Origin of the sequence: Brevibacillus sp. SYP-B805, assembly GCF_011059135.1 — a bacterium.
In the GTDB taxonomy this organism is placed as follows: Bacteria; Bacillota; Bacilli; order Brevibacillales; family Brevibacillaceae; genus Brevibacillus_F.
Window position 1 is genome coordinate 69,583 of the sequence record NZ_JAALGD010000001.1, and the last position, 25,672, is coordinate 95,254.

The following is a 25,672-nucleotide window of genomic DNA, read 5'->3' on the forward strand; positions in this document are numbered from 1 at the left end:
CCAAACATGTGCTCGTCCTAAGCAAAGACCCTTGTGCATCCAGTATTGAAGGTGCAAGACAAAACAGCCAAAATGGCTGTTTTTTTATTTTTCATCTCGGGAATTTGCAAATGTCAATTGGAATTGGACAATGATGTGTGAAAACAGCTCAATGATGTCCGATAGATATTTTTCTCGCAGGGTCCTGGAGATTTCGACCTGGAAGGTATGGAAGTGCTGCCCATAGCCGGGATAGTCATGCCCGTCTCCGCTGCGATGATATCGGATTGATTTATGCCCTTTAAACTTCTTGTCAAAAAAGATCTTCACATCGGGAAGAAGGCTGCGGGACTGCACGGTCAACATCTCCCTTAGCCAGGCCCGGATCTCCGCCGAACACGATTTCCCGTTTCGTGTGCCGATCTCAATGGCATAAGGGCCGTGATGGAGATCTTTCATCCCGTGCATGGCGAGATGGAGATAAGGTTTCGTCACGAACCGCCGTTCAGGATCCAAAACCCCCACATGCTCCAGAATTTCTTGCAAAGCCTCGCGATATTCCCGGATGGCCGCATTGTTTTCACCGTCCGGGCTTCTGTTCAAATCCGCTTTCTTTCTCGAAACGGTTCCGATAATGCCGGCACATCCCGTCTTCTCCATGAGCCCCGTAACGATTCGATCGGTAAAAAGGTCAGCAACAGGCGGCATGGCATGCAGCGCATCAATGTGACAGCATACAAAACCGTTTCCTTTATTATATTTCAAAAAGGTTCGCTGGATATATGGAGGCGCCACAGGTTTCCCTCCTTCAATCTGTTCTCTCAGAAAGGCATACGCTCCCCACCTTTCCATATGCGAGCAGCAAGCAGCGGGTGATGGGAGAGGGCGAGCTTTTTCGGTTGGGTGACGGTACAAAGAAAAAGTACACAAGCAACAACATCTGAAAATCGTAATATGCTGTTTACTACGTTACGTCCAAGGGAGTATGTCCGAATTCATATTGGAGGTTAGTTACATGGGGCAGATGAATGAAGATCTCTGTGTTGCATCAGACAAGGAACTTGCCCTGCAAATACTTCATATTCATCATATTCCGGCTGTTGAAATCGTAGATCCCAAAACGTGCTCCTATCCAATTGTCGGTCGGAAATACGGCCATCACAAAGGAAAGGATCTCCTTATCCTTTCATCACGAGAGCAGGCGTTGGAAGAGGATGAGTGTGACTATTTTACAAAACTGTACGTAATGGAGAAGGAATACCGGCTGGAAGTTCACGCGCTGTCCGTCGTCAAAGCGGAGGAAGCCATCCCGCAGCAGGTGGTCTATCAAGAGCTTCCCGTGCGAACGGAAAGCTATGGCTGGGCATGGCAGGAAATCGACAGCGCTCTGATCCCCGCGGACTGGGTCAGCATGGCCATCCGGGCCGTTTACGTCACGGGGCATGCCAGCGGTACCGTGAAAATCGGAGAACTGGCCAATGGAACGGCCATCATCGTGGATCTCAATCCCCCGGCGACATCGATTGCCGTCCCGGCCGTCGCCCCCCCGCAGCCGTTCACGATGGGGGCGGATATCGAGTTTATGCTCAGCTGCGACGATGATCTGCTGCCTGCCTCTACCTTTTTCCCGCTGGAGGGGCCGATCGGGTGCGATGCGAGACAGATCGAACAGGACAGCGGCGAATATGCGCTGGCAGAAATACGTCCCCAGCAGGCCGAATCACCCCATGATCTGTTTCGCAATATAATGCAGTTATTACAGGAAGCGTTTGAGAGGGTTCCCTATGACAATGTCCAATTCCGGGCGGGCAGCATGCCGTTTCCAGGCTATCAATGCGGAGGGCACATCCATTTTGGGATACCGCTCTCTTTATCTCTATTACGGGCACTCGATCAGTATCTTGCGCTGCCGATGGCGCTGATCGAGGAACCCCGGACGGCCAAGCGCAGACGGCAGACGAAGCACGGCGGTTTGGGACGCTACCGAGAAAAACCGTACGGCTTTGAATACCTGACCCTCAGCTCCTGGATTCTGGAGCCTGAGCTTGCTTTGGCAGTGCTGTGTTTGGCCCATCTTGTCGCGTCCCATCATCATGAATTGCCCTGTGACCTGCTGTTCCATCCGCTGGTTCAGCGAGCCTACTATCAAGGGAATCAGGTCTTTCTTAGGCAATGCTGGGCAACTTTGAAAAAACAGCTCATCCGGACTGCAAGCTATCCGCGCTATGAGCGGGAATTGACCCAGTTGTTCAACCGGATCGAGCAAGGCGGTTCGCTGCCGGAATCCCATGATATCCGCCGCAGATGGGGGGGAACGGTGGGAAAAACGTCCTATGAACCCGGCATGATCATCCAGATTCCCAAGAAAACAAGATTGAAGTTCCATCTGCTGGAAGGGCAGACGGCCCAGGTCCGTGCCGGCAAGTCGATGGTTCCGGCCATCATCCGTTCCTATCCGTACTCTTTTTACCGGTCAAACGTGGTGCAGCTGTCACGATCGCTCCGCAGCCAGCTGTCGCTTCCGAAAGAATGGAGCCCCAAAGTATCCTGCGCCAATGGCATCCTCACCTTAGGCCCGATCATCGGCATCCTCGCCTGTCGTCCTTACGAGAAACAAACCGCCTACTTCCAGCTGTTGTGCCGCATGGCAAAGGAAAGACAGATGCTTGTTTATATTTTTGAGCCGCAGGACATCGACTGGGAGAAGCGGCTCATCCGGGGAACCTCCCTCTATGGCGACGCCTTTTTTCCTTTCCCGGCCGTTGTGTACGACCGCTATCTCTCTCCCGGTTCGCACAATTCGGAAGTGAACGAAACCCGCTACAAGCTGCAATACGTGTACGATATTCCCTTCATCAATTCCCTCGCCCTGTTCAGCCTGACGGGGAACAAATGGGAGACGTACCAGGTGCTTTCCGCCAATCACCAGGAATATCTGCCTGACACCCGGCTCCTGAAAACGCCGGCCGATATTGCCGAGATGCTGGACCGCTACGGAGAAATCTTCATCAAACCGCTGGACGGCGCATTAAGCAAGGGAGTCTTGCGGGTGATTCGCAGGTCCACGGGCTTGTTCTGGATGGATGCCGAACAGCCGGATTTTCAACCGGTCGCCTCCATGCAGGAACTGGTTGCCATGCTGGATCGCTATCAAGGGCCGCGCGGTTTTTTGGTGCAGGAAGGAATCAGGCGGAAAGCCATCGACAACCATCTGCTGGAAATGCGCGTGTACATGCATAAAAACGGAAAGAAGAAATGGCTGCGCACCGGAATGCTGGCCCGCCTCACCCCGGGGGTCATGAAGGAAGAGACGGAGATTGACATGCGCCTCAGTCTGGCATTGGCGAAGCTTTATCCCGATGAGGCGGACAGACGCAGGATTCGCGAGCAGTTGGCCGCTGTGGCCCGCAGCGTGGTATTGGCGGTGGAAGAGCGGGTGGGAGCCTTTGGCGAACTGGCCGTCGATTTCACGATTGATCAGTATGATGCGTTGAAAATTCTGGAAATCAACTCGAAGCCGGCCAACCTGTTCATGTATGCCGATGCGTATCGACTGCGCCTGGTATCGTGTCAACGCCTTCTCCATTATGCAGCCGCCCTGGCGGGGTACGAAAACGATGAGAACTAACACCCAATGATTGGAGGCAGATTGCAACGTGAAAAGCTTGTCGTTAAACGAGATCCTCCAGCAGATAGGCGGAGAGAGACTGCACGGGACCGGGAATCCCATCATCAAACACGTGATGACGCGTTCCAAAAAAGAGATTGAGGATCACACGCTCGTGTTTCATCTGGATCGGGAGCGCATCAGGGGCAGGTACTGGCAGGATAACGAGTCGATCGTCATCGTCACCGATTCGCCGGAGCAGTGTACGGAGCTGGGAGAGCATATCGTGCTGATCAAGGTTGACGCCGTGAAGGAGATCTATTGGAAATTTGTGGATTACTACCGCAATCTGTTCGATCTGCCGGTCATCGGCATCACGGGAACATGCGGGAAGACCAGCACGAAAGAAATGATCAAACAGATCCTGCAAGAAGATTTTCACGTCAAGGCCACCTGGAAGAGCATGAATTCCAAGTCGGTCAATTTGCGCTATTTGCTGGGCATTGACGATCAAACGGATGTGGCGGTCTTCGAGATGCCGGTCGTTTACCCGGGATATCTGCGGGTCTCCTGCCGCTATTTCAAGCCCCGGATCCGTATTTTGCTCAACATCGGGGTTCACCACCTGGCCGACTGCGAAACCCCGGAGGAGTATATGAAGGCGAAAGCGGAGATCGCGGAAGACATGGATCCGGTAAACGACACGCTCATCCTGAACGCGGATGACGACAATATCCGCAAGGTCGTCCATACCGACGGACTTCAGCGCGTGATCTATTTCGGCAAGAGCGAGCGGGCCGACTATCGGGCGTCCCGCATTCGTTACGCGGACGGCGGCATGCAGTTTGTCATGCATGTCCAGGGCGAATCCCATGAGGTGTTTGTGCCCGGCTATGGAGAATACAACGTTTACAACGCGCTTGCCGCCATTGCTGCGGTGGTGTTGGTGGGCGTCGATCTCCGGACGGCGATCAAGCGGCTGGCCTTTATCCGGCACGTCGAGGAACATATGGAGTTCAAGACAGGCGTCAACGGATGCACGGTAATCGATGACACCTGGAACTCCTCCACCCTCTCCACGCTCTCGGGCCTTCACGTGCTGCAGGATGTATCCCGGTCACAGGGAAAAACGGCGATCGCGCTGCTGGGGTATATCCCCCAGTTGGGAGAAGGGGAGTACGCGGCTCAGGAGTATGCCAAATTGGGTGAGAAAGCGGCGGAAATGGACATCGACCTCCTCGTGATCGTCGGCGAAGAGGCGGCAGGCATCGGAAAAGGGGCGCTGGAGGCGGGACTGGACCCGCGGAAAGTCCTGTTTTGCACGACAGGCGATGAATTGTATGAGATGGTGAGCCCCTATCTCCATGACAAGGCGGTCATCCTGCTGGAAATTACCCATCGCGTGATGAAACAGCCCACCTTCGCGGCCTTTAAGCAGAAATTGATCCCGGATCAAGCGGGAGTCGGGAAGGAAGAGTGAAATGAGGAAAACGACACAACTGCGCAACCTGATTACCAGCAAGGAGCTTGAAGTGATCATGGAAGCCCACAACGCTTTGTCCGCCAAAATTGTGGAGGAGGCCGGTTTCAAAGGCATCTGGGCAAGCGGATTATCCATATCGGCCGCGATGGGTGTCCGGGACAACAACGAAGCCTCATGGACACAGATTCTGGAGGTGCTCGAATTCATGAGCGACGCGACCTCCATTCCGATCCTGCTTGACGGGGATACGGGGTACGGCAACTTCAACAATGCCCGACGTCTGGTGAAAAAGCTGGAACAACGGCAGATCGCGGGCGTCTGCATTGAAGATAAGCTGTTTCCCAAGACCAATTCCTTCATCCGCGGGGAAACGCAGCCGCTCGCGAGTATCGATGAGTTCTGCGGCAAGATCAGGGCGATGAAGGATACGCAGACGGACGACGATTTTGTGGTCGTCGCCAGGGTGGAAGCCTTTATTGCGGGCTGGGGTCTCCGGGAGGCGCTGCGGCGTGCGGAGGCATACCGGCAGGCGGGAGCGGACGCCATCCTGATCCACAGCAAGCGCGCCGATTTTGAGGAAATCGAAGCGTTTATGAAAGAGTGGGGCGGACGCCATCCGGTGGTGATTGTGCCGACCAAATATTATCGCACGCCGACCGCCCGCTTCCGGGAGGCGGGAATCAGCATGGCCATCTGGGCCAATCATAACCTGCGGGCGGCCATCGCCGCGATGCAGCAGATCACCAGCCGCCTCTATCGGGAGGAAACGCTCCTGCATGCGGAAAGCTGCGTGGCCCCCCTGGAAGAAGTGTTCCGGCTGCAGGGAGCGGAAGAACTTGCGGAGGCAGAGCGCAAATATCTGCCGTCCGGCCTGAACGGTGACCGGCCATGATCCACACAGCGCGATTCGGTGCCGAATTGAAAAAGAGGGGCTTTACCTTTTACAGCGGGGTTCCCTGCTCGTTTCTGAAGGATCTCATCAATTATGCGATCAATGAGTGCGAATATGTCATGGCCGCCAATGAAGGCGATGCGGTCGCCATTGCGGCCGGTTCCTGCCTGGGGGGGAGGAGATCCGTCGTGCTCATGCAGAACTCCGGATTGACCAATGCCACCTCCCCGCTGGCCTCCCTGCTGCATCCGTTCCGGATTCCCCTGCTTGGCTTCGTCAGCCTGCGCGGCGAACCGGGACTGGCGGATGAACCGCAGCACGAGCTGATGGGGCGGATAACGGGACAGATGCTGACCCTCATGGAGATCAAGTGGGAATATTTGTCGACGGATTGGGAAGAGGCGGTCAGCCAGCTCAACCGGGCCGTGCAGTGCATGGACAGGAACGAATCCTTCTTTTTTATCGTGCGCAAGGGGACGTTCGACCGGGTGGCGCTCCGGGAACAGGAGTCTCAGCCTCTCGCTAATCATCTGCTCCAGCGGAAAAGCCGACCGGATCAGTTCCCGACCCGCTATGAAGCGCTTCAGACCGTCAACGCCCTGAAAGACAGCCAAACCATCCAGCTGGCCACGACGGGGAAGACGGGAAGAGAACTGTATGAGATCGAGGATGCGCCCCACAATCTGTACATGATCGGGTCCATGGGATGTGTCAGTTCGCTGGGCCTCGGCCTTGCGTTAACCCGCAGGGAGAAGGCCGTTATCGCGATCGATGGCGACGGGGCGCTTCTCATGCGGCTGGGCAGCCTGGCCACCAACGGGTTTTATCGTCCGCCCAATCTCCTCCATGTCCTCCTCGATAACAATGTCCACGATTCCACGGGCGGACAGCAAACGGTGTCGCATAATGTGCAGTTTGTGGAGGCGGCCGCTGCCTGCGGCTACCCGCGGGCGATATACGTGCATGACCTGCAGGAGTTGGCAAGCTGCATCGAAGACTGGAAAAAGCAGAAACAGCTCACGTTTTTATACCTGAAAATCGCCAGGGGCTCCCGGAAGGAGCTGGGGCGTCCGAAGATCAAACCTTACGAGGTCAAAGAAAGGTTGCAGGTGTTTGTCGATGATCAAAGCGGCGGTCATTTTAGCGGCGGGCAAGGGGAGCAGGATGATGGAGCGGACCAAGGACCGTCCGAAGGGGAGTTTGGCGGTCGATGAGAAGCCCATCATCGAGCATTCCATTGCCAAACTGCTGGCGTGCGGCATCGAAAAAATCGTGATCGGTACCGGATACAAGCATGACTGGTACGAACAGCTTGCTGCCCGTTATCCGCAAATCCGGTGTGTCTACAATCCCCATTACCCGGAATCGGGGAGCATGTATACGCTGCTGATGCTGAAAGACCATATCCAGGAAGATTTTCTGCTGCTGGAATCGGACCTGCTCTATGAAAAAAACGCCTTGTGCGTCCTTCTGGAACAGGATCGGGCGGATGTGATCCTGGCAGGCTCCTTTTCCCGTTCCGGCGACGAGGTTTTTATCGAAACGGATGACAGCCATCATCTCGTCAATCTGTCAAAAGACAGGGAGAAGCTGCGCCGTTTGGATGCCGAGCTGGTGGGGATTTCCAAACTCTCCCTGTCCACCTATCGAAAGCTCTGCCGCTACGCAGAGGCGATCCTGCCGGCAAACCTCGGCCTTGACTACGAGTACGCGCTTGTCGGGATTGCCCGGGAGGTGGAGCTCTATGTGCAGAAGCTGAGCGATCTGGCATGGTGCGAGGTGGACGACGAAGATCACTGGACACGGGCGGTGGAGGTGATCTACCCCATCATCAAAGCCCGCGAAGCGATACCTGCACCCGTGCAGCGAAATATTCTGCTCAACCCGGGACCTGCCACGACGACGGATACGGTGAAATATGCCCAGGTCGTTCCGGACATCTGTCCAAGGGAAGAAGCGTTCGGCGAAGTGATGACCTACCTGGCGGCCGAATTGACCCGTTTCGTGGCCGATCCGGCTGAATATGCGACCGTGCTGTTCGGAGGCTCCGGTACCGCCGCCGTCGAGGCGATGATCAGTTCCGCTGTCGGCGAAGGGATGCTCTTGATCGTCAACAACGGCGCCTATGGCATGCGCATGTGCCGCATCGCCGACATCTACGGGCTGTCGTACGTGGCCTACAACAGCCCGGCGGATGATGCGATCGATCTGGCTGCCTTGGAAACGTTCATCCAAAGCAGTCTGCAGCCCATCCGCTATCTGGCGATCGTGCACTCGGAGACCACAACCGGGCTGTTAAACGATATCGGGGCCGTCGGGGAGATTTGCCGCAGGCACGGGATTGTGATGCTCGTCGATGCCATCAGTTCGTATGCCGCCATTCCGATTGACATGAAAGCCATGCATATTCATTATCTGGCCGCCAGCGCCAATAAAAACCTGCAGGGCATGGCAGGCGTTTCGTTCGTGATTGCCCGGCGGGACCAAATGGAGGCGTCGCGGCTGATCAAACCGCGCAATCTCTATCTACATTTGTACGATCAGTACCAGTATTTTGCCAAGACCAGCCAGATGCGCTTTACCCCGCCCGTGCAGACCCTGTACGCCTTGAAGCAGGCCATCCTCGAAACCAAATGGGAAGGGATCGAAGCCAGATATCGACGCTACTGCGACGCATGGGAAACCTTGATCGCCGGAATCACCCGCCTGGGATTGACCCATCTGGTTCCCATTCAGCATCATTCCAAGCTCATCACGGCCATCCGGGAACCATCCGTCGAAGGCTACAACTTTCAGGAGATGCACGATTATTTCTACCGGCGAGGCTTTACGATCTACCCGGGGAAGCTTGAAGGCCAACACACCTTTCGGGTAGCCAATATCGGCGCCATCACGCACCGGGATATGGAACGCTTTTTAGGCCTTCTCGAACAATATCTGCAAGAAATCCGTCTCAAGAATCCGCCGGCGTAACAATCGGACGGGAGGTGATGCTGCATGGCGTTTTCGGGATATAAATTGGCGGTGGCGGTGATGGTGGTGGATCAGGAGAATCATGTGCTTTTGGTCAAGGGACGCCAGCGGGGATGGGAATTTCCAGGAGGCTATGTGGCGGCGGGAGAATCGATCGCCCATGCCGCCATCCGGGAAGTCAAGGAAGAGTCCGGCGTCGATATCGACCTGACCAGGCTGTGCGGGATCGAACAGGATATCGAACTGTCGACCTGTGTGGTACTGTTTGAAGGGAAACCCATCAGCGGCGCGCTCGCCTTATCCGATGAAAGTCTGGATGTGGGGTACTTTACCATTGAGGAAGCGCTCAACAAGATAACCGTACAAACGTTTAAGGAACGAATCATCCGGTGCTTCCATACGAACAAGCCCCCCTTTGTTGTAGAAATATGAGGAAGTAGGCTGCCCATGAAAACAGAACAGAAACAATGGGTTCATGCCGTAGTTGCTTCCTATGGGTTGAACATACACGAATGGCACCCGCTCCCTTCCTATTATAAAAAAGCGGCCGTTTTTCGGGTGGCAACCAACCGCGGAACGTTTGCGCTCAAACCGTTTGCAGGTCGTAAGGAACGCCTGGCTCAAGTTTCGGCCCGGCTTCAGCGGCTGGACAAATGCGGCTTTCATCATGTGCCCCGGTGGATCACCACCCCAAAAGGGGAGCGGTGGGTCAGTCACAACGGGCAGCTGTACTACCTGTCGGAATGGATTGACGGTGCTGAATTGGGGAACACCCCCCTCCATTATGAGGAACTGGGGGAAGTATTGGCGAAGCTGCATAGGGTCTCCGCAGACACGGCGGCAGCCAGCGGTTCCTCCCTCCGGAAAATCAACCGTTTTCTCCAACAACACCGGGTGTTTGCCCAATCTTTGCCGGTACTCCGGAAAAACAAAGGGGAGATCGGCAAATGGTACCGCCAGCATGGAGAGAGATGCAAATCCCTGGCGAATCAGGCATGGAGATCCTTTGGTGACGCGCGTGTGAAGCAGCTGTTGAGCAAGGAAAAACCGGCCCTGATCCATGGGGATGTGACGCGTCCCAATGTGATCCTGAATGAGTCCGGTCTGTATCTGCTGGACTGGGAGTTTGTATCGGAAGGCTCCACCTATTATGAGGTAGCCAAAACATTGGCCAATGTGACCCATTTTCATACCGCCAACATGCGTGCGTTCCTCAGGGGGTATGAAAAGCATCGGCCGCTTACCCCGGAAGAACGCCTGCTGATCGGCGCCTTTTTTCGCCTGCCGCGTGAAGCATGGTACGTGGCCCAGGCGATCCGGCAGGGGAAAAAACCGGCGATGTTCGAGATTATGAAGAGATCCTGGCCCGGGCGCATCGCGGCGATTGCCTGGTTGGATCGCTGGGCTTCACTAGATTCATAGACGCGAAAACACCCGGTGCAGCGCCGGGTGTTTTCGTGTGCAGAGCAAGACCACCTTTTTTCCACAATATCGGTTGATCGTAAAGGGATTTCACGGCGTTTGCCGATGGAAGACAGCTGTCCCTGAGAGATACGAGACGATGCCGATTCTTTTTTGGCCGCCGCGAACCCGTTTTTCTCCCCCGCCTTCAAACGGCTTCCCATCAGCTTTCTATGACAGGTGTTGATAGATAACGATCTATTTTTTTGCCTAGTAGGACATCCGTTTATATCAGCGTACCGCTGTGTTCATATACATACAGTACAAATCAACATTACAGACATTTGAAAGGGGAAAAGAAAATGGCAAAAAGTTTTGATGTCGCGTCTCTGCAATCTTTGATAGGCAAAGGGGTGCGTGTGTACAAAGCCGGCCCGGAATCCAAGCGGGGCAGACTCATCGCCGTGATGGAGGATTACCTTCTCCTGGAATCGGAAAATGACGGGTTGGTTTACTACAATACGGAGCATATCCGAAGCGTCGCGGAAGACATTCAAGTCCCCACGCCAACCATCAACAGACCTGACGATTTCTATGATCGTTACATCATGGGTGAGGGGATCAACGATGTGCTGAACAACATGAAGTACAGCCTGATCAAAGTGGACCGCGGCGGTCCGGAATCCCGGATGGGACGGCTGTTGGGCGTCGGCGATGACTTCTTCGTGCTGTATACCAAGGAAGACGGCATTGTCTACTATCAGACCCAGCATGTCAAAAGCATCACGGTAGAAACAAACAACAACAACAAGATTCTGGAAGAATATCCGGAGTACCTGGAAGGCAGCTCGCTCGCCGAGGTCTTCGGCAAAGCGGAAACGCGCTGGGTGAAAATCAACCGCGGCGGACCGGAATCGGTGGAAGGGATTCTGGTCGCTACGCTGGATGACCACATCATTCTGGTGAACAACAAGGAAGTGTACCGTGTCGCCAACTTCCATATCAGAAACTTCAGCGTCATGGATCCGAATGCGAAAAACAACAACAATCAAGAAAACAACAACAACAATGCCAATGCGGCAGAAGCCGAAGCCTCCAGATCCTCCAGCGATTCTTCTGTCGAAGCGGTGGCCAAATCCAGCTCCGAGAAAAAGAAAAGAAGCGAGAAACAAAAAGTTACTGCACGCAGCAGAAGCTCCCGCACGAAGAAACGTTACGCTACCCGCATGGTGATCCAGCGCCGCAGCAGAGGAAAAACGACGGCAACCAGAAGCTCGGTCATCAAAGGCTCGTGGCGTCCTTCCCGGACGTTTAAAGGCATGATGGTCCCCAAAAACAAAAAGAAGTAAGCGAGAGCGGCAGCCTCCTGTTTCTGCTGACGGTACGCTGCATCATTTCGCGGTCGAATGGGATAAACGAGGCTGTGCCTCCCCCGATAGGAGCGATAAGCATTTTCCTTGCCGGAGTCGTACCCCGGACGGACATCTATCGGATCGTGGAATTCGTGAGCGGAGCTTCCATCGCCATCCTGTCTGCGATCGTCATGTCGATTGTGCTGGACGTTCCGAAAATGCCATTTCTCCTATCGGGTGCCCTGGTCGCCTCCGGGGCCGGTGCACCCATAGGAGTCAGCAATCCGGGCAATCTGATCGCCCTGCAAATCGTGGAGATGAATGGTTATTTTCTTGAAAGGAGGTCAATATATGAGCCTTCTCGGTCAATACTTGAAGCACCAGGTGACGCTCGAGCTGTCAGGCAAGATTTCGTTGACGGGCGTTCTGGTGGATCATGGCCTTGATATCGCGGTCATCTACAACGGTCAGGAGTTTCTGTACATTCCGTTGATGCAGCTGCACCACATGAGATTGAGCCCCAAACAGGATCTCAGCCTGGAAAATCCCCAAATCGCTCCCATTGAAAATGATGCGGAAAAAACTTCCCTCCGCAGAATGCTGACGAACGCCAAAGGGTTGTTTCTCAAACTCTATGTGATCGGTAACCAGATCATCCACGGCTACATGCTGAATGTGTTGAATGATTACCTTGTCTTCTATTCTCCCGTTTATAAAACCATGTATATCTCCCTTCACCACCTGAAGTGGTTCACGCCGTACATGACCAATACCACGCCGTACACGCTCAATAATCAGCAGATTCCCGTGATACCAACCAATGTGTCGGGCCCGCGAACCTTCGAGGAACAGCTGAAAAAGCTGGAAGGGAACATCGTCGTCTTCGATATCGGCGATCATCCCAGCAAGTCCGGCCTTTTGCGCAAGGTGGCGAACAGCATGGTCGTCCTCATCACCGGCGAAGGAGAAGAGTACTGCTGGAATCTGCAGCATCTCAAAAGCGTCCATGTTCCTTAAATGAAAAGCACCCGCTTTGAGGTGCTTTTCTTGGCTGGGTGTTCTGCCCACTTGACGGAAAGGAAGGAGGATGTTGGTGAGGATCTTTCATGGCATCGTGGAAATAGCCGGCCAGATGGGCATTTTAAGCGGAGCGTTCAAACGGAAGGGATATCTTTCTGTTGGTTACAACATCTTCCATACTTACCTGGGATACCAGGAGCATCTGATCAATACCGTGTGGACAGAAATTCAGAACACGCACAGGCATATCCTGAACTTCTTTGATCTCTTTCATTTTCATTATGCAAGCTCCATTTTGCCGAATTATGCCGACCTTCCGCTCCTGAAAGAAAGGGGCAAGAAAATGATCATGCATTTCTGGGGCAATGATGTGCGCTTTCATGGGCAGGCGCGGATCAACAATCCCTATGTGTATACGGGGGATTCCCCGCCGGATGAGGTGATCCATGCCAGGCTGGCCGAGGTCAGCCGTTATCTGGATGAAGCGATCGTCCAGGACTACGAGGTGTACGCCTATGTCGCACCTTTCTTCAAAAAAGTGCATGTTGTACCGATTGCGATCGATCTGAACCGGTTCGACCCGCACTATCCCTCGGTTGCACAGTCCTGCCCGCTGATCCTCCATGCCCCCACCAATCCGGAATTTAAAGGCACCGCTATCGTGGAAAGCGTGCTTGCCCAGCTGCAACGTACCCATTCCTTCCGCTACAGACGGATTGAAGGGATGAACCATGAGGAGGCCACCAAGCTTTATCGGGAGGCGGACCTCATTATCGATCAGGTGCGATGCGGCTCTTACGGATTGCTGAGCGTTGAATCCATGGCGTTGGGAAAACCGGTGGTCTGCTATATCAGAAGCGACCTGGTCGGGACGTTTCCGCCCGGTCTCCCCATTGTCAACGCGAACCCGGACACCTTGTATGAGCAGGTGAAAATGCTGCTGGAACAGCCGGAACTGCGCCATCAGCTGGGCATGGCGGGACGTCGGTATGTGGAGAACGTGCATGCGAGCGACTTGGTGGCCGCCAAACTGCTGCAGATTTATCAGGAGATGCAGGCATAGTCGATCAGTGATCAAACAAAAATTCAAATTGGTTAAAAATGTGGTTGATTTTTTGGTATGAAATATGGTAGATTATGAAACCGGGGGACGAGCCGACATCATGTCTGTTCGATCGCACCGAAAATGGATGGATGTCCGAGAGGCCGAAGGAGCACGATTGGAAATCGTGTAGACGGGGATAACTCGTCTCGTGGGTTCAAATCCCACTCCATCCGCCATTCTTTCTTCCACGGCCCGTTGGTGAAGCGGTTTAACACAGCAGCCTTTCACGCTGTCATTCAGGGGTTCGAATCCCCTACGGGTCACCATCACATCCTCCACAAAGCGGCGCGGATGCTTCGCAGCAACATCCGGGTACTTTGCGGAGGCTCCAACACAACGGATGTGGGGCATTGTGGAGGCTTAGCTCAGCTGGGAGAGCATCTGCCTTACAAGCAGAGGGTCGGCGGTTCGATCCCGTCAGCCTCCACCATGGATACCATACCATGGGGAGATAGCGAAGTGGCTAAACGCGGCAGACTGTAAATCTGCTCCCTCTGGGTTCGGCGGTTCGAATCCGTCTCTCCCCACCAGATTGGCTCTTATGCGGTCATGGCGGAATTGGCAGACGCGCTAGATTCAGGTTCTAGTGGTGGCAACACCGTGGAGGTTCAAGTCCTCTTGACCGCACCATTCCCTCCAACTGATTCAAGCGGACGTAGCTCAATTGGTAGAGCGTCGCCTTGCCAAGGCGAAGGTCGCGGGTTCGAGACCCGTCGTCCGCTCCATCTATTTTGTGCCCTTAGCTCAGCCGGATAGAGCGTTTGACTACGAATCAAAAGGTCGGGAGTTCGAATCTCTCAGGGCACGCCATACCATCTGTTTTAGACGCCCCTAAGCAGCATTCGCGCAGGCGGGTGGGGATGTCGGGAAGTAGCTCAGCTTGGTAGAGTACTTGGCTTGGGACCAAGGGGTCGCAGGTTCGAATCCTGTCTTCCCGACCACCAAACCGATTCGGAATCGGTGTCTCCACGTCCCTGGCAGCTGCAAGGCGTATTCGGTTTGCCGGAATGCAAAGACCTGATGTACTCCTGTTGGAGAATACATCAGGTCTTTTCTGTATATGGGAGAGTTTACGATCCTTAAAGTACGAAAGGGAGTGAGAAAGGTTGGGGGCCCCGCCGACAACAGCGTTAGCTCAAGCCGGGTGGGTTTTAAACACTCCCTTGTAATCAGATTCAAAAAGTGTAAAATTACACTATATGAGTAAATTTTCCGGCAAGGGTGGATCAATCGGTGACCAAAGAGCAGATCGTTCAACTTCTGTCGATGAAGATGAAGCTGATACGCGTAGAAAGAGGCTATACCCAGGAAGAGATGGCAGAGGTATTGGGCATCTCGAAAAAGACCCTGGTGCAGATCGAAAAAGGGAGAGTTTTGGCCGGCTGGACGACAGCGGCTGCGCTGTGCGCCTTGTTTCGTGACAGTGAAGTGATTCAGGGCCTGCTTGGAGAAGAACCGCTGGAAATCATGGAGACCGTGGCACACCAACAGATCAGGCGTCCCCGCCAAAAAACGCTGGGGGGAAAGGTATGGTGGCGGCCGATCGCCGAAAGCGGCCCTTTCCGGCTGCAGCAGAATGTGATCAGCATGCATTACCGGATTATCGACGCGGAGAATTACCGCTGGTTCAGTTCGATGGACAGGGAGGAAGCCATGAGGTATTTAACCGAATTGTCCGCCTCAACCGCTTCTTCCGCGCACAAGAAAGGAGAGTGACGACCGGTGGCTTGGCTCAGAAATTCCCGGTTTGACCTGTCGTTTTTCATTCTGCCGATGGTTGCCGTCCTGGCGCTTTCCCCGCTGGATCACGCTTCGGAGAAAGCCATCGCGATCACCGGCTTGCTTTCCCTGATCCTGTCCGCCGTCCATATCGGGGCGAACTGGACGCTGCTGTACCGGGATAACACCTTTCTTGCGTTTGACAGCAGAAGATACGGGACCATGGGCTTCTTTATCATCGCCGGCTCCGTCCTCCTCTCCCTCTGGAACCTGAATCTCTTTATGTCTGTTTATGTGTACTGGGGCTTGTGGCATTTCGCCCGTCAGCACTGGGGCATCGGCATGCTGTACAAGGCCCGGGTCCGCAACGGCAGCCGGATGGATTACCGGATCGACAAGTGGTGTGTTCATCTGCTGCTTTTTCTGCCGCTGCTGATTCAGTTCAAGCGACCGGGGGAGTTTGGCTTCTACACGATCACCATCTATCGCTGTCATCTCCCGGAGGCTTTGGCCGCCTGGATGCTGGCCCTGTATGGGGGAACCCTGATTTTCTGGCTTGGCTATGCCCTGTACCGCTTCAGCAAGAAACAGCTGAACATTCCCGCATTTTTCACCTTTTTCAGCGCCATCCTGTCGTTTGCCGTGATCTTTTTCGGCATCGAGCACTTTCTCCTGATGTATGCGCTGATTTCCATCCCGCATTCCCTCCAATATATCGGGCTCACCTATCATTATCACCGCGGGAAGAACCGGCATCTTGGCTATGATGCCGCAAAAGAGCGGAGATTTTTCATCAAATACTGGGTGTTCACGGTTCTGTACGTGGTCGCCGCCGTTTTTTTCGTCAAAATCAATGAGCAGCTTCATTCCCCCCTCATTTACGGCCTGTTGAGCTTAACCATCTTTCACTTTTGGGTGGAACTGTTTTCCTGGCGGGCCAAATACAATCCCGAGCTGCACGTTGCCTTGCATTGAGAAACAGCGAATTACAGCCGGGCTTTCCGGTGCGTATTTTTACTTCTGCAGGAACGTTTTGAGACACGCCGACATAGGATTGTCGTAGGATTATTCCCAACTTGTACATCAGATGCCGCTGTCGGAGGCAGGCAGCTGCAGGGAGGGGGGCGCAGAGCCCCTTGGAGAAGACAGCGGAAAGGTGGGGTGGAAAAATGGACGGGCACGTTTATACGGCGCATCAGTCGGCTTTTGTGGATGCAGGGGCGCAGATCGGGAAAGGCACGAAGATCTGGCACTTCTGTCACATCATGAGTCAGGCGGTGATCGGCGAGAACTGTTCACTGGGTCAGAATGTATTTGTGGCGAACCACGTCCGCATTGGCAACAACGTCAAGATTCAGAACAATGTGTCCATCTATGAAGGCGTGATCCTGGAGGACGATGTGTTTTGCGGGCCGAGCATGGTGTTTACCAATGTGCGGAATCCCCGTTCCGCCTTCCCCCGCAACACGGCCGACGACTATTTGCCGACGCTGGTCAAGCGGGGAGCCTCGATCGGCGCAAACGCCACGATCGTCTGCGGCTGCACGATTGGCGAATGGGCCTTTATCGCTGCGGGGGCGGTGGTGACCAAGGATGTGCCGGCTTATGCCAAAATGGCGGGAGTACCGGCGCGCCGCATCGGCTGGATGTGCGAGTGCGGGGAGAGCCTGCGGTTCAGCGGTCCGCGGACAGCCTGCGCGGCGTGCAAGAGAGAGTATGAAGAGAACGATGCGGGCTTGCTTCGCCGCGTGCCATAGCATGCTGCACAGGGGAGAGGACGCGCTGGCCCGTCCTCTTGGCATGTTTCAAGGGGCCACGCTGTCATGCGGTGGCACCAGCTTCCAGGGCCAACCATTCTTCCGCCAACGAAAACCAGGTGGACTTCCTCCCGACCAACATGGTGATTGACATTTCCCCAAACCCTGCCCATATAATATCGGAAGTACCATTTGTCCAAATCCGGAGTGAGTCGAGCATGAAATATGAAGTGTATCTGGTCGTGGAAAAAGGGGCCCCTTTTCAAAGCGATGAAGTGATCGCCTTAACCGGCAGCGAGGTTGTGATCGGCAGGAACTCGCACCAGCATCGCCCCGACATCGCGTTTACCAGTCTCCATATTTCCAGGCAGCACGCCGTGATCCGCAAAGATCAGCACGGCTACTCGATCGTCGACCTGGCCAGCATGCACGGCACGGAGGTAAACGGGGTTCCCGTCAGGCAAACCCCTGTCCCCCTGCGGGACCGCGCCCGTATCATTCTGGCAAAGGGGGAGGCGGTGCTCCAGTTCCATAATATCTTCGAAAGAGAGCTGGAACATACCAAGGAGTTCGTTTTTCCGCCGGACTGGACCGGACAGGCAGGGGAAGGCCTCACGATCCACCCGGAGAGACGGGAGGTTTACTTGGATGGTCAACCGGTCCGGCTGTCCGGAAAAGACATGGAGCTCCTGCTGCTCCTGTACCAGCGGGTGAACCAGGCCGTCAGCTTTGACGAAATCAAGGCGCATATCTGGCCGGAGCGGCTGGCCGACACGAGCGGACAGATTCCCGATGTTGGCTACAATGAGATTACCGTCCTCGTCTATCGTCTGCGCAAAAAGCTTGGCAGACACGGGGAGCGGATCGTCACCGTTCCACGCTACGGCTACATGTTGGATCTGTAACCCACGAAAGATCAGGAGGAAAAACGAATGAAAGATCATGTGTGGGTCAACAGCAGGGGAAAGCGTTTGTCGGCCATGGTTCATCACCCCGACAATTCGCCCCAACCGGATGTTGTCATCTTCTGTCACGGATTTACGGGGGAAAAAGTGGGAGGGAGCCAGCTGAACCTGCGTCTGGCCCAAGCCATTGAGGCGGCGGGGTTTGCGGTGATACGCTTTGAATACGCGGGTTCGGGAGAGAGTGAAGGAAACTTTGCCTCCGATACCACGATCTCCGGCTGGAAAGCGGATTTGCAGCAGGTGGTCGCATGGGTGAAAAAACAGCCGCACTTTCAGGATTCCCGCCTCTATCTTTTGGGACAGAGCCTGGGAGGGTGCATCGTGTTTCTCCACGAGGACCCGGACAGGCTGATTGCGGGCCGCATCGGAATCTCTCCCGTTATCCGGCCGCTGGAGGATTTCCGCGAACGGATCCTCGGTCCCGCGCTGTGGGCAGCGTCGGAGGCGGGAAAGACGATCTCCGATTTTTTCGGGAAAAACTATTCGCTGGAACCCTCCTTCGTTCGCGATATCCTGGAGCATAAGCACAATCCGCTTGCAGCTTGCCAGTCTTATGATTCGCCGGTGCTCCTCATCCATGGCACGGCTGATGTTCCCGTCCCTGCGGAAGGTTCCTGCCTGTTTTATGAGACGTATGCCGGTCCCAAAGAGCTGCTTCTCCTTGAAGGAGGAGACCACAGCCTTGCCCAGCATTTTGAGAAAGTAAAGGAAAAGGTCGTGGAGTGGCTGATCATCCAAAATCAGCGCCGCATGGGTTAACGCGCGCAAGGCAAGATGCCTTGCGTTTTTACTTTTAAGTGATAAAGTGACGAAGAAAGTTTGGGGCCCCCGCCGACACCAGCAGGTTCAGGGGTCCCCAAAAAGTACCCGGATTATACTTCGAAGCTCAACGTCACTTTTTGGGGTTGAGCATAGCTTAAGTCGGCGGGGTTATTTACACCGCGCATGAGATACCGTGTCATCATTTTATCATCGTTTTGTCATCGAAATGATAACCGGCTTTTATTTTTGCCAGCCAGGGACTGGTATATCTTACTGGTGGGAGATGATTAGACAAAGATGCCTGCGGCAGTCGCGGCAGATCAGGCTGATGACAAACTTCTGTGAGCGTAATGGCGTGATGGGGCCAAGCGAGCTCCTTTGACGACCGACGCAGCGAAGAAACAAAGACGCGGGAGCAAAGGGGGCGTGAGTCTCACATCCCTGGGACGCCCAGATGTTGAGCCCCCGCCCGCGTCGCGTTTCGGAGCGGACATGGCAAACTTCTTCGCGGGTCGTCAAGAGAGCGAGCAGGGACCATCACGGATGACATGACCCACTTTGTCTGCACACTGGTCTGCGGCAGTCGCGGCAGATATTGAATCGGTACAAAGATCAGGCAAGTACGCTCAGCGCGTTCCACGGATAGGAGGACCATCCATGAAACAGATCAATTTGCTGATGCTGGTGGCGGCGATCCTGCTCGCTCTGGTGAGCGGCTGCGGGGTGGGGGCGGTCGGACTGCTGGAGAAAGCGGCAGGGAAGGATGACAGCCGCCCGGTTACCCTTGAGTCCTTTTTCACCGGACACAAAGGAACCTTTGTCCTGCGGGATTTGAGCAACCATTCCACCATGATTGTGAATGAAGAGCAGGCCAACAAGCCGCTGCCGCCCGAGTCAACCTTCACCATCTGCAACGCCCTGATCGCCCTGCAAACGGGTGTGGCGAAGGATGGGAACGCGATGCGCCGGTGGAACGGGACAACCTACCCCATCGAAGCATGGAATCGCGACCATACCCTGGCAACGGCGATGGCCAATTCGGTGGACTGGTACGACCAGGAGATGGCGCGCGACATCGGAGAAGAGCGCATGACGGCCCTTCTCGGCAAAATCGGGTACGGCAACGGGGATGTCAGCGGCGGTCTCGATCGGTTCTGGCTGGACAGCACGCTGAAGATCTCGGCGCTGGAACAGGTGGATTTCCTTGCGCGCCTGTATCAGGAGAAGCTGCCCCTGAACCGCCGGAGCATGCAGATCGTGAAGGGATTGATGACGCTTCAAGAGGAACCAGAACTCCTCTACGCCGGCAAGACAGGGGAGGGCAAGGAGGTCGGCTGGTTTGTCGGCTACGTGACCAGCAAGGGGAAAACCTACGTCTTTGCCGCCAACATCGAAGGGGAGAAGGAAGGAAACGGTGCCCAGGCCAGAGCGATCGCGGAAGATATCCTGCGGGAGATGCGTCTGCTGCCTGCCAAGGAAACGTCGTTTCGCTGACGAAAAAGCCATCCATGTTGCAGGGGATGGCTTTTCGTACGGAACGGCTGTTCCCCTTTCTGTGAAAAATATGGTAGAGTTAGAGGGAAGAGAGCCCGAAAGAGGTGGAAGAGATGGACAACATCTGGTTGATTGGCTCGCTTGCCTGTAACCTGGTCGCGCTGCTGCTGGTCGCCTGGCTGCTTGTGCGCAAAACAGGACCTTCACTAGGAAAGTGGGAGCAGCGATTCGCCGTATTGGAAAAAGGCCTGGAGAGAGTGGAGCGGGCCATCCGCGAAGAGATGGCACACAGCCGCCAGGAAAGCGGCGCGGCGGCCAAGCAGAACCGGGAGGAAATGCAGCAGGCGTTTGCCACGATGAATCGGACGCTGATGGCCAACATCGGGGAGATGGCGACACAGCAAAAGCATTTGCTGGACAGCTTTGCCTCCCAGTTAGCCGAGCTTACCCGGCTGAATGAACAGAAGCTCGGCCAGCTCCGGGAGACCATCGAACAGAGACTCGCGTATCTGCAGGAGGAAAACGGCAAGAAGCTGGAACAGATGCGCCAGACTGTGGATGAGAAGCTGCATGCCACGCTGGAGCAGCGGTTGGGCGAGTCGTTCAAGCTGGTAAGCGAGCGGTTGGAGCTTGTGCACAAGGGGCTCGGCGAAATGCAGACGCTCGCATCCGGCGTAGGCGACCTGAAGCGGGTGCTGAGCAATGTAAAAACACGTGGCACGCTGGGAGAGATCCAGTTGGGCAATCTGCTCGAGCAGATGATGAGCCCGGAGCAGTATGAACAGAATGTAGCCACCAAAAAGGGAAGCAAGGAGCGGGTGGAATTTGCCGTCAAGCTGCCTGCCGGGGAAGAACAGGGAGGCCACATCTGGCTGCCCATTGACTCCAAGTTCCCCCTGGAGGATTATCAGCGGCTCCTGGACGCCCAGGAGGAAGGCAATCCCCAGCTTGCCCAGGAAGCGGCCAAGCAGCTGGAGGCGAGAATCAAGGCGGAGGCCAGGGCGATCCGGGAAAAATATGTCGAGCCTCCCTACACCACTGATTTTGCCATCATGTTTTTGCCGATCGAAGGGCTGTTTGCGGAAGTGCTGCGCCGGACAGGCCTGTGGGAGACCCTGCAGCGCGAGTTCCGCGTCGTGGTTACCGGCCCCACGACCTTGACCGCCTTGCTCAACAGCTTGCAGATGGGCTTCCGGACGCTGGCTATCCAGAAACGCTCCAGCGAAGTGTGGCAGCTGCTGGGGGCCGTCAAGGGAGAGTTTGGCAAGTTCGCAGACATTCTCGCCAAAACGCAGAAGAAGCTGCAGGAAGCGAGCAATACCATCGAATCGGCTGCCGTGCGCACGCGAGCGATTGAAAGGCGGCTCCGCACCGTGCAGGAGCTGCCGGCAGAGGAAGCCGGCAAACTGCTGCCGGAGCTTGATCCGGTGCTGCCGGAGGCGTATTGAGCACAACATGGAGCGATCAGCCGCCGGTACGAAGAAACATGCGAAGTCCGGAGAAGCGCCTAAAGAGGCGGCTCCGGGCTTTTTCCTACTCGATGATCCCCAGCTGCACCAGATCCGGATGCTGAATCTGGCCGGTCACTTCCAGACCTTCCGCCTTCTGAAAGCGTATGACCGCCCCCCGCGTGGACCGGTCAAATATACCATGGCACTTGCCGTGATAATAGCCGGCCGCTTTCAAACGGTTTTGGACGATCTGCACCAGCGCTCCTTTTGAGCCGGTGACGAGGATGCGGTAAGTCAAATCCTCATGCCCCATAATCGGCCCGTCGATCAGGACGGGGGTGCCCAGGGGGACAAGGTCGTACAGCTTCTCAATGTCTCTGTTTCTCATCCGGAAACAGCCGTGACTGACGTACCTGCCTACGAGTTCGGGACGATTGGTGCCATGAATCCCATAGAGTCCCCAGCTGACATTCAGACCCAGCCAGCGGGTGCCAAAGCCCCCTCCCCAATCCTTCGATTTATGAATCACACGATAATGCCCCACCGGAGAAGGCGTATCTTTTGCGCCTGGGCCGATCCGGAAAGAACACAGTACGGTCCCGTCCATTTGTCTCAATTCCAGGCGGTTATGCCACAGGTTGACGTAGATCATGACCTGGTCTTGCGGCGATTGGGAAAACGCCCCCTGAGGGTTCCAGAAGGAAGCGAAAAGGAGAGCGAACAAGACTGCGGACAGCATCCTTTTACTGGACATGACATCACCTGCATCCGTTAGTTCCTGATGGCGTTTGGCTACACGCGAAACAGCGGATCGCCATAAAGCGTCACCAAGGCCAGGATAACAAGCAGAACAACCAACCCGACGGTAAGCCACCAGATCGGGGCGGTCATCGTGCGCCTTTTCTCTTTCCCGTTCATCCGAATGACCTCCTTCATTCTTCCTACCGCTATATTTCCCCACAGTCAGAATCGCATTCCGGATGTAACGAATTGGGGGATGATCTGCGTCTTATGGGATAGGGAAGATCGGGAATCGCTTTTCCGGCAGTACGTGGGGTGTGCTATCATGGAGACAGGAATAGGCGGGACGGGAGGGAACGTATGGAGAGAGTGGTTTTGCGCGGGCATCATCTGCTCTGCGTGCACGGGTTTCAAGGAATGGGGTACAGCCCGGAATTTGTCCGGAAAATGGCCGAGATCGTGGAGAGGATCAGAGACCCCGAGCAGGATTTTCCCATCCTGGTTGTGCAGGGATTTGACGATACCTGCCTGGCTTGTCCGAACAAAGGCCTGGAGAAATGTGAAGCAAACGGAGATTCGGAAGAACATGTCCAAGGCCTGGACCGCAATGTGATCAACCATTTGGGACTGCGGGGGAATGAAGTATATCGGAAGTCAGACCTGGTGAACTGGACGCGGGAGAAGGTGGATCCGGACGATTTGGATCGCCTCTGCGCCGGATGTTCATGGCTCCCGTATGGGGTATGCAAGGAAGGCATCGCCAGGCTGAAAACGGGAAACTGACAGAATTGGTCGTCAATGCGAGAAATCCCCACGTTAACGTCGAAATTTCGGCGTTGTTCATGTTAAGATAAAAGGGATGTTCGCATCATGATTTTGATAGAAAGAGGGACAACTGTGAAGCGATTTCTCACCTGCTTACTGGTTGCCGGATTGGCCATCAGCGGCGTGGTGCCGGGGAGTTATACGGCTCGGCTATTCGGACCATCCGTACAGGCGGCCCAGACGGTCAAACAGCGGGACGCGGCATCGGTACGCAAGCCGATCCATCAGTCGATTTTCTTCAACGATTACCAGGTCGTCGGCCTTGGAGAAAACGGGTGGAACTGGGTGAAAAATGACGAATTCATCCTGCCTCCCCAGACACCGCTCGATATCGATATCCTGCAGACTACATACGGCAAGCATGGGACGACGGTGAACCGCAAGAAAGTGCTTCTCGACGGTGCGGAACTGACCGAGTACCGTTCGGAGATCACTTCTGCCGCCTCCCCCCTGGAGTGGCGGGTGCCGCGCTTTTCCATCCCGGCCAACCGGCTGACGCCCGGAAGCCATCTCCTCACGTTTATCGTGGAGGATGGCGCCAGCCAAAGCAGCACGGTGAATGTGCGGTTTCTGGTACAGCAGGGCAATGAGGTAACCGTCTATGGGGGAACCGACACCACCGGGATGATCATCCCGTCAGGCTCCACCGAAAAAATCTTGGCCCAAAGCGGCTCCAAAAATTTCCTGGCCGAGGAGCAGGGCAGCTGGAAGCTGGTCGAAAAAAGTACCGGCAGAACCATGAAGGTGATGTTCGGACCGAAATTCAACACCGGCACGTTAAAAACAGGCAGCTATGAGGTCTCCTTCCTGCCGAAACGCGACGATGCCACGGAATGGAAGATCACCGTGGAGGTCGGCGTTCCGCCGGTTTATTCGCTGCTAAACGGGAATAAGCAACAGCTTTTCCCGGGCCAGAAGATCACGGCTGCCACCGTTCCGGGAACCATCACCTTCTATGCGGACGTACCAGGCAATTGGTCGGTGAGCGGAACCAGCCAGACGGCCGCAGCGGCTCAGACGTTTGACGTGATGATTCCGGAGCTGTTGAGAGGCATGACGATCACCGTCTCTTACGTACCGGAAGGAGGCGACGAATCTGACCCCGTCAACGTGCAGGTCGATGTCCCGCCCGGCAATGTGAACTGGTGCGATCCCGGCAAAGCGATGGCCGAAATGGACATCCTGACGCGCACGAATGCGGCCTCTTCCTATGTTCGCGAAAAAGAGGATCTGCGCACGAGCGATACGCTGCTCGACATTTATCAGGCTCCGTTAAACGAGATCTGGATCGCGACGGCCGCCGATCATTTTGAACGGGGCGGTATTTCGGATGCGGAAGAAGGCCCGGGGATCTGGGCGGTCAATAACGTGATCGCGGACGAGTCCCGCCTCAACTGGGATCATACCGCGCTCAATCTGGCCAGCTTCGACGCGGGGACGTACAAGGTGAAGTACATCAGCAAGCAGGACCCCGCCCTGCAGTGGTGCGGCTCCGTCCGTATCATCGAAGACAAGCCGCCCATCCAGTCCGCACCTTCCTGCGAGGCAGGGGAATCCGGCCCGGCGCCGGATCTTCTCCCTCTCCGTCTGACAGCGAAGAACGGCACGGATCTTGTGGACGGCGGGACGATCACCATCAGCGATCCCGATGAGCTGGAAGCATACAGCGCGCTGAGGTTGACCGCCAACCATGTGGAGAAATATGGTACAAAGCGGATAAAAAAGGGATCCGATTCGGACAGAAGATACTATACCGTCCCGGATGTGCGCTGGGAGTATGGACAGACCAATTTCGGCAAAAAAATTTATTATGACGGCGCAACCATCTTTTCGGACAACCGGGTAGAACTTCTTTTCAACGGTACCGTCATCCAGGAAATGACCCCCCGGTTGGATGGTGGCAGCGACACGCTGAATCTGCAAAAATGGATTGAACGAAACGACAGCAAACCAGGCACATACACCCTGCGCATTACCCATGACCTTTCCTATGTGGATTGCGATGTGAGACAACACGGCAACGCTTATGAAAAAGACGTGAAAACGGTGACGAAAACACAGACATTCACCACCTCGATCGAGCTGAAGAAATAAAAGAACCCGCGTCCCGATCCGGGAGCGGGAAGTGCCCCCTTACGCAAACAGC

At 55.2% G+C, this 25,672-nt stretch carries 22 protein-coding genes and 8 tRNA genes; 27 read left to right on the forward strand and 3 right to left on the reverse strand.

Going from position 1 to position 25,672, the window contains the following annotated elements:
* Positions 1-84: 84 nt before the first annotated feature.
* Positions 85-774: an N-formylglutamate amidohydrolase gene (locus G3578_RS00310; RefSeq protein WP_165207538.1), complete on the reverse strand. Its 690-nt coding sequence runs from the start codon at positions 772-774 to the stop codon at positions 85-87.
* 409 nt (positions 775-1,183) lie between these two features.
* Between G3578_RS00310 and G3578_RS00315 the strand changes: the two genes are divergently transcribed.
* The 25 genes from G3578_RS00315 (at position 1,184) to G3578_RS00435 (ending at position 21,957) form a co-directional block, all read left to right on the forward strand.
* Complete coding sequence (locus G3578_RS00315; RefSeq protein WP_241254386.1) at positions 1,184-3,607, forward strand: putative amidoligase domain-containing protein; 2,424 nt, start codon at positions 1,184-1,186, stop codon at positions 3,605-3,607.
* Positions 3,608-3,635: 28 nt separating this feature from the next.
* A complete protein-coding gene (locus tag G3578_RS00320; protein ID WP_165207542.1) occupies positions 3,636-5,066 on the forward strand; it encodes a Mur ligase family protein in 1,431 nt (476 codons plus the stop codon).
* Between the two features lies 1 nt (position 5,067).
* Positions 5,068-5,961 (forward strand): phosphoenolpyruvate mutase, encoded by an 894-nt coding sequence (gene aepX, locus G3578_RS00325; protein WP_165207544.1) that lies wholly within the window; start codon positions 5,068-5,070, stop codon positions 5,959-5,961.
* On the forward strand, positions 5,958-7,175 hold the full coding sequence (aepY, locus tag G3578_RS00330) for a phosphonopyruvate decarboxylase (RefSeq protein ID WP_165207546.1): 1,218 nt from the start codon (positions 5,958-5,960) through the stop codon (positions 7,173-7,175). Before aepX ends, aepY begins: the two co-directional genes overlap by 4 nt.
* Positions 7,081-8,934 carry a 2-aminoethylphosphonate aminotransferase gene (locus tag G3578_RS00335; protein ID WP_165207548.1) on the forward strand — a complete coding sequence of 618 codons (1,854 nt, stop codon included), beginning with the start codon at positions 7,081-7,083 and terminating at the stop codon, positions 8,932-8,934. Before aepY ends, G3578_RS00335 begins: the two co-directional genes overlap by 95 nt.
* Positions 8,935-8,958: 24 nt before the next feature.
* Positions 8,959-9,366 carry an NUDIX hydrolase gene (locus G3578_RS00340; protein WP_165207550.1) on the forward strand — a complete coding sequence of 136 codons (408 nt, stop codon included), beginning with the start codon at positions 8,959-8,961 and terminating at the stop codon, positions 9,364-9,366.
* Between the two features lie 15 nt (positions 9,367-9,381).
* A complete protein-coding gene (locus G3578_RS00345) occupies positions 9,382-10,356 on the forward strand; it encodes a phosphotransferase (protein ID WP_165207552.1) in 975 nt (324 codons plus the stop codon).
* 341 nt (positions 10,357-10,697) lie between these two features.
* Positions 10,698-11,684 (forward strand): hypothetical protein, encoded by a 987-nt coding sequence (locus G3578_RS00350; protein WP_165207554.1) that lies wholly within the window; start codon positions 10,698-10,700, stop codon positions 11,682-11,684.
* Positions 11,685-12,038: 354 nt separating this feature from the next.
* Positions 12,039-12,704 (forward strand): DUF2642 domain-containing protein, encoded by a 666-nt coding sequence (locus G3578_RS00355; protein WP_165207556.1) that lies wholly within the window; start codon positions 12,039-12,041, stop codon positions 12,702-12,704.
* Positions 12,705-12,780: 76 nt separating this feature from the next.
* Positions 12,781-13,770, forward strand: coding sequence for a glycosyltransferase family protein (locus G3578_RS21225; RefSeq protein WP_165207558.1), 990 nt, complete (start codon positions 12,781-12,783; stop codon positions 13,768-13,770).
* 125 nt (positions 13,771-13,895) lie between these two features.
* Positions 13,896-13,988: transfer RNA gene (locus G3578_RS00365), tRNA-Ser, on the forward strand.
* A gap of 13 nt (positions 13,989-14,001) precedes the next feature.
* Positions 14,002-14,078 (forward strand) — tRNA-Glu (locus G3578_RS00370).
* 88 nt (positions 14,079-14,166) lie between these two features.
* Positions 14,167-14,242, forward strand: a tRNA-Val gene (locus G3578_RS00375).
* A 15-nt stretch (positions 14,243-14,257) separates the two neighbouring features.
* A tRNA-Tyr gene (locus G3578_RS00380) sits at positions 14,258-14,342 on the forward strand.
* Between the two features lie 13 nt (positions 14,343-14,355).
* A tRNA-Leu gene (locus tag G3578_RS00385) sits at positions 14,356-14,442 on the forward strand.
* A gap of 19 nt (positions 14,443-14,461) precedes the next feature.
* Positions 14,462-14,537 (forward strand) — tRNA-Gly (locus G3578_RS00390).
* Between the two features lie 8 nt (positions 14,538-14,545).
* Positions 14,546-14,622 (forward strand) — tRNA-Arg (locus G3578_RS00395).
* Between the two features lie 54 nt (positions 14,623-14,676).
* Positions 14,677-14,753, forward strand: a tRNA-Pro gene (locus G3578_RS00400).
* 292 nt (positions 14,754-15,045) lie between these two features.
* The gene (locus tag G3578_RS00405; RefSeq protein WP_165207560.1) at positions 15,046-15,528 is read left to right on the forward strand and encodes a helix-turn-helix domain-containing protein; all 483 of its coding nucleotides are present in this window, start codon (positions 15,046-15,048) and stop codon (positions 15,526-15,528) included.
* Positions 15,529-15,534: 6 nt separating this feature from the next.
* Positions 15,535-16,506 (forward strand): hypothetical protein, encoded by a 972-nt coding sequence (locus tag G3578_RS00410; RefSeq protein ID WP_165207562.1) that lies wholly within the window; start codon positions 15,535-15,537, stop codon positions 16,504-16,506.
* Between the two features lie 194 nt (positions 16,507-16,700).
* On the forward strand, positions 16,701-17,288 hold the full coding sequence (locus tag G3578_RS00415; protein ID WP_165207564.1) for an acyltransferase: 588 nt from the start codon (positions 16,701-16,703) through the stop codon (positions 17,286-17,288).
* Positions 17,289-17,506: 218 nt separating this feature from the next.
* Entirely contained in the window at positions 17,507-18,193 is a 687-nt protein-coding gene (locus G3578_RS00420) for an FHA domain-containing protein (protein WP_165207566.1), read from the forward strand.
* A 27-nt stretch (positions 18,194-18,220) separates the two neighbouring features.
* Positions 18,221-19,012, forward strand: coding sequence for an alpha/beta hydrolase (locus G3578_RS00425; protein ID WP_165207568.1), 792 nt, complete (start codon positions 18,221-18,223; stop codon positions 19,010-19,012).
* A 660-nt stretch (positions 19,013-19,672) separates the two neighbouring features.
* A complete protein-coding gene (locus G3578_RS00430) occupies positions 19,673-20,509 on the forward strand; it encodes a penicillin-binding transpeptidase domain-containing protein (protein WP_165207570.1) in 837 nt (278 codons plus the stop codon).
* A 113-nt stretch (positions 20,510-20,622) separates the two neighbouring features.
* A complete protein-coding gene (locus G3578_RS00435; RefSeq protein WP_165207572.1) occupies positions 20,623-21,957 on the forward strand; it encodes a DNA recombination protein RmuC in 1,335 nt (444 codons plus the stop codon).
* Positions 21,958-22,042: 85 nt separating this feature from the next.
* Here the strand turns inward: G3578_RS00435 and G3578_RS00440 are convergent, their stop codons facing one another.
* Both G3578_RS00440 and G3578_RS21090 read right to left on the reverse strand, forming a co-directional pair.
* Positions 22,043-22,714: a L,D-transpeptidase family protein gene (locus tag G3578_RS00440; protein WP_165207574.1), complete on the reverse strand. Its 672-nt coding sequence runs from the start codon at positions 22,712-22,714 to the stop codon at positions 22,043-22,045.
* Positions 22,715-22,752: 38 nt separating this feature from the next.
* The gene (locus G3578_RS21090; protein ID WP_277603087.1) at positions 22,753-22,878 is read right to left on the reverse strand and encodes a hypothetical protein; all 126 of its coding nucleotides are present in this window, start codon (positions 22,876-22,878) and stop codon (positions 22,753-22,755) included.
* Between the two features lie 183 nt (positions 22,879-23,061).
* On the opposite strand from G3578_RS21090, the gene G3578_RS00445 reads away from it, so the two are divergent.
* Together G3578_RS00445 and G3578_RS00450 are read left to right on the forward strand one after the other, a co-directional pair.
* Positions 23,062-23,484, forward strand: a complete 423-nt coding sequence (locus G3578_RS00445; protein ID WP_165207576.1) for a DUF1284 domain-containing protein — start codon at positions 23,062-23,064, stop codon at positions 23,482-23,484.
* A gap of 114 nt (positions 23,485-23,598) precedes the next feature.
* Positions 23,599-25,620, forward strand: a complete 2,022-nt coding sequence (locus G3578_RS00450) for a hypothetical protein (protein WP_165207578.1) — start codon at positions 23,599-23,601, stop codon at positions 25,618-25,620.
* Positions 25,621-25,672: the final 52 nt, after the last annotated feature.

What these genes read in the sequence shown, in the direction of transcription:
- G3578_RS00415 (WP_165207564.1), top strand. Translation starts at nt 16,701, where the DNA reads ATGGACGGGCACGTTTATACGGCGCATCAGTCGGCTTTTGTGGATGCA.
- G3578_RS00420 (WP_165207566.1), top strand. Translation starts at nt 17,507, where the DNA reads ATGAAATATGAAGTGTATCTGGTCGTGGAAAAAGGGGCCCCTTTTCAA.
- aepY (WP_165207546.1), top strand. Translation starts at nt 5,958, where the DNA reads ATGATCCACACAGCGCGATTCGGTGCCGAATTGAAAAAGAGGGGCTTT.
- G3578_RS00350 (WP_165207554.1), top strand. Translation starts at nt 10,698, where the DNA reads ATGGCAAAAAGTTTTGATGTCGCGTCTCTGCAATCTTTGATAGGCAAA.
- G3578_RS00430 (WP_165207570.1), top strand. Translation starts at nt 19,673, where the DNA reads ATGAAACAGATCAATTTGCTGATGCTGGTGGCGGCGATCCTGCTCGCT.
- G3578_RS00355 (WP_165207556.1), top strand. Translation starts at nt 12,039, where the DNA reads ATGAGCCTTCTCGGTCAATACTTGAAGCACCAGGTGACGCTCGAGCTG.
- G3578_RS00335 (WP_165207548.1), top strand. Translation starts at nt 7,081, where the DNA reads ATGATCAAAGCGGCGGTCATTTTAGCGGCGGGCAAGGGGAGCAGGATG.
- G3578_RS00340 (WP_165207550.1), top strand. Translation starts at nt 8,959, where the DNA reads ATGGCGTTTTCGGGATATAAATTGGCGGTGGCGGTGATGGTGGTGGAT.
- G3578_RS00425 (WP_165207568.1), top strand. Translation starts at nt 18,221, where the DNA reads ATGAAAGATCATGTGTGGGTCAACAGCAGGGGAAAGCGTTTGTCGGCC.
- G3578_RS00440 (WP_165207574.1), bottom strand. Translation starts at nt 22,714, where the DNA reads ATGTCCAGTAAAAGGATGCTGTCCGCAGTCTTGTTCGCTCTCCTTTTC.
- G3578_RS00435 (WP_165207572.1), top strand. Translation starts at nt 20,623, where the DNA reads ATGGACAACATCTGGTTGATTGGCTCGCTTGCCTGTAACCTGGTCGCG.
- G3578_RS00345 (WP_165207552.1), top strand. Translation starts at nt 9,382, where the DNA reads ATGAAAACAGAACAGAAACAATGGGTTCATGCCGTAGTTGCTTCCTAT.
- G3578_RS00445 (WP_165207576.1), top strand. Translation starts at nt 23,062, where the DNA reads ATGGAGAGAGTGGTTTTGCGCGGGCATCATCTGCTCTGCGTGCACGGG.
- aepX (WP_165207544.1), top strand. Translation starts at nt 5,068, where the DNA reads ATGAGGAAAACGACACAACTGCGCAACCTGATTACCAGCAAGGAGCTT.
- G3578_RS21090 (WP_277603087.1), bottom strand. Translation starts at nt 22,878, where the DNA reads ATGAACGGGAAAGAGAAAAGGCGCACGATGACCGCCCCGATCTGGTGG.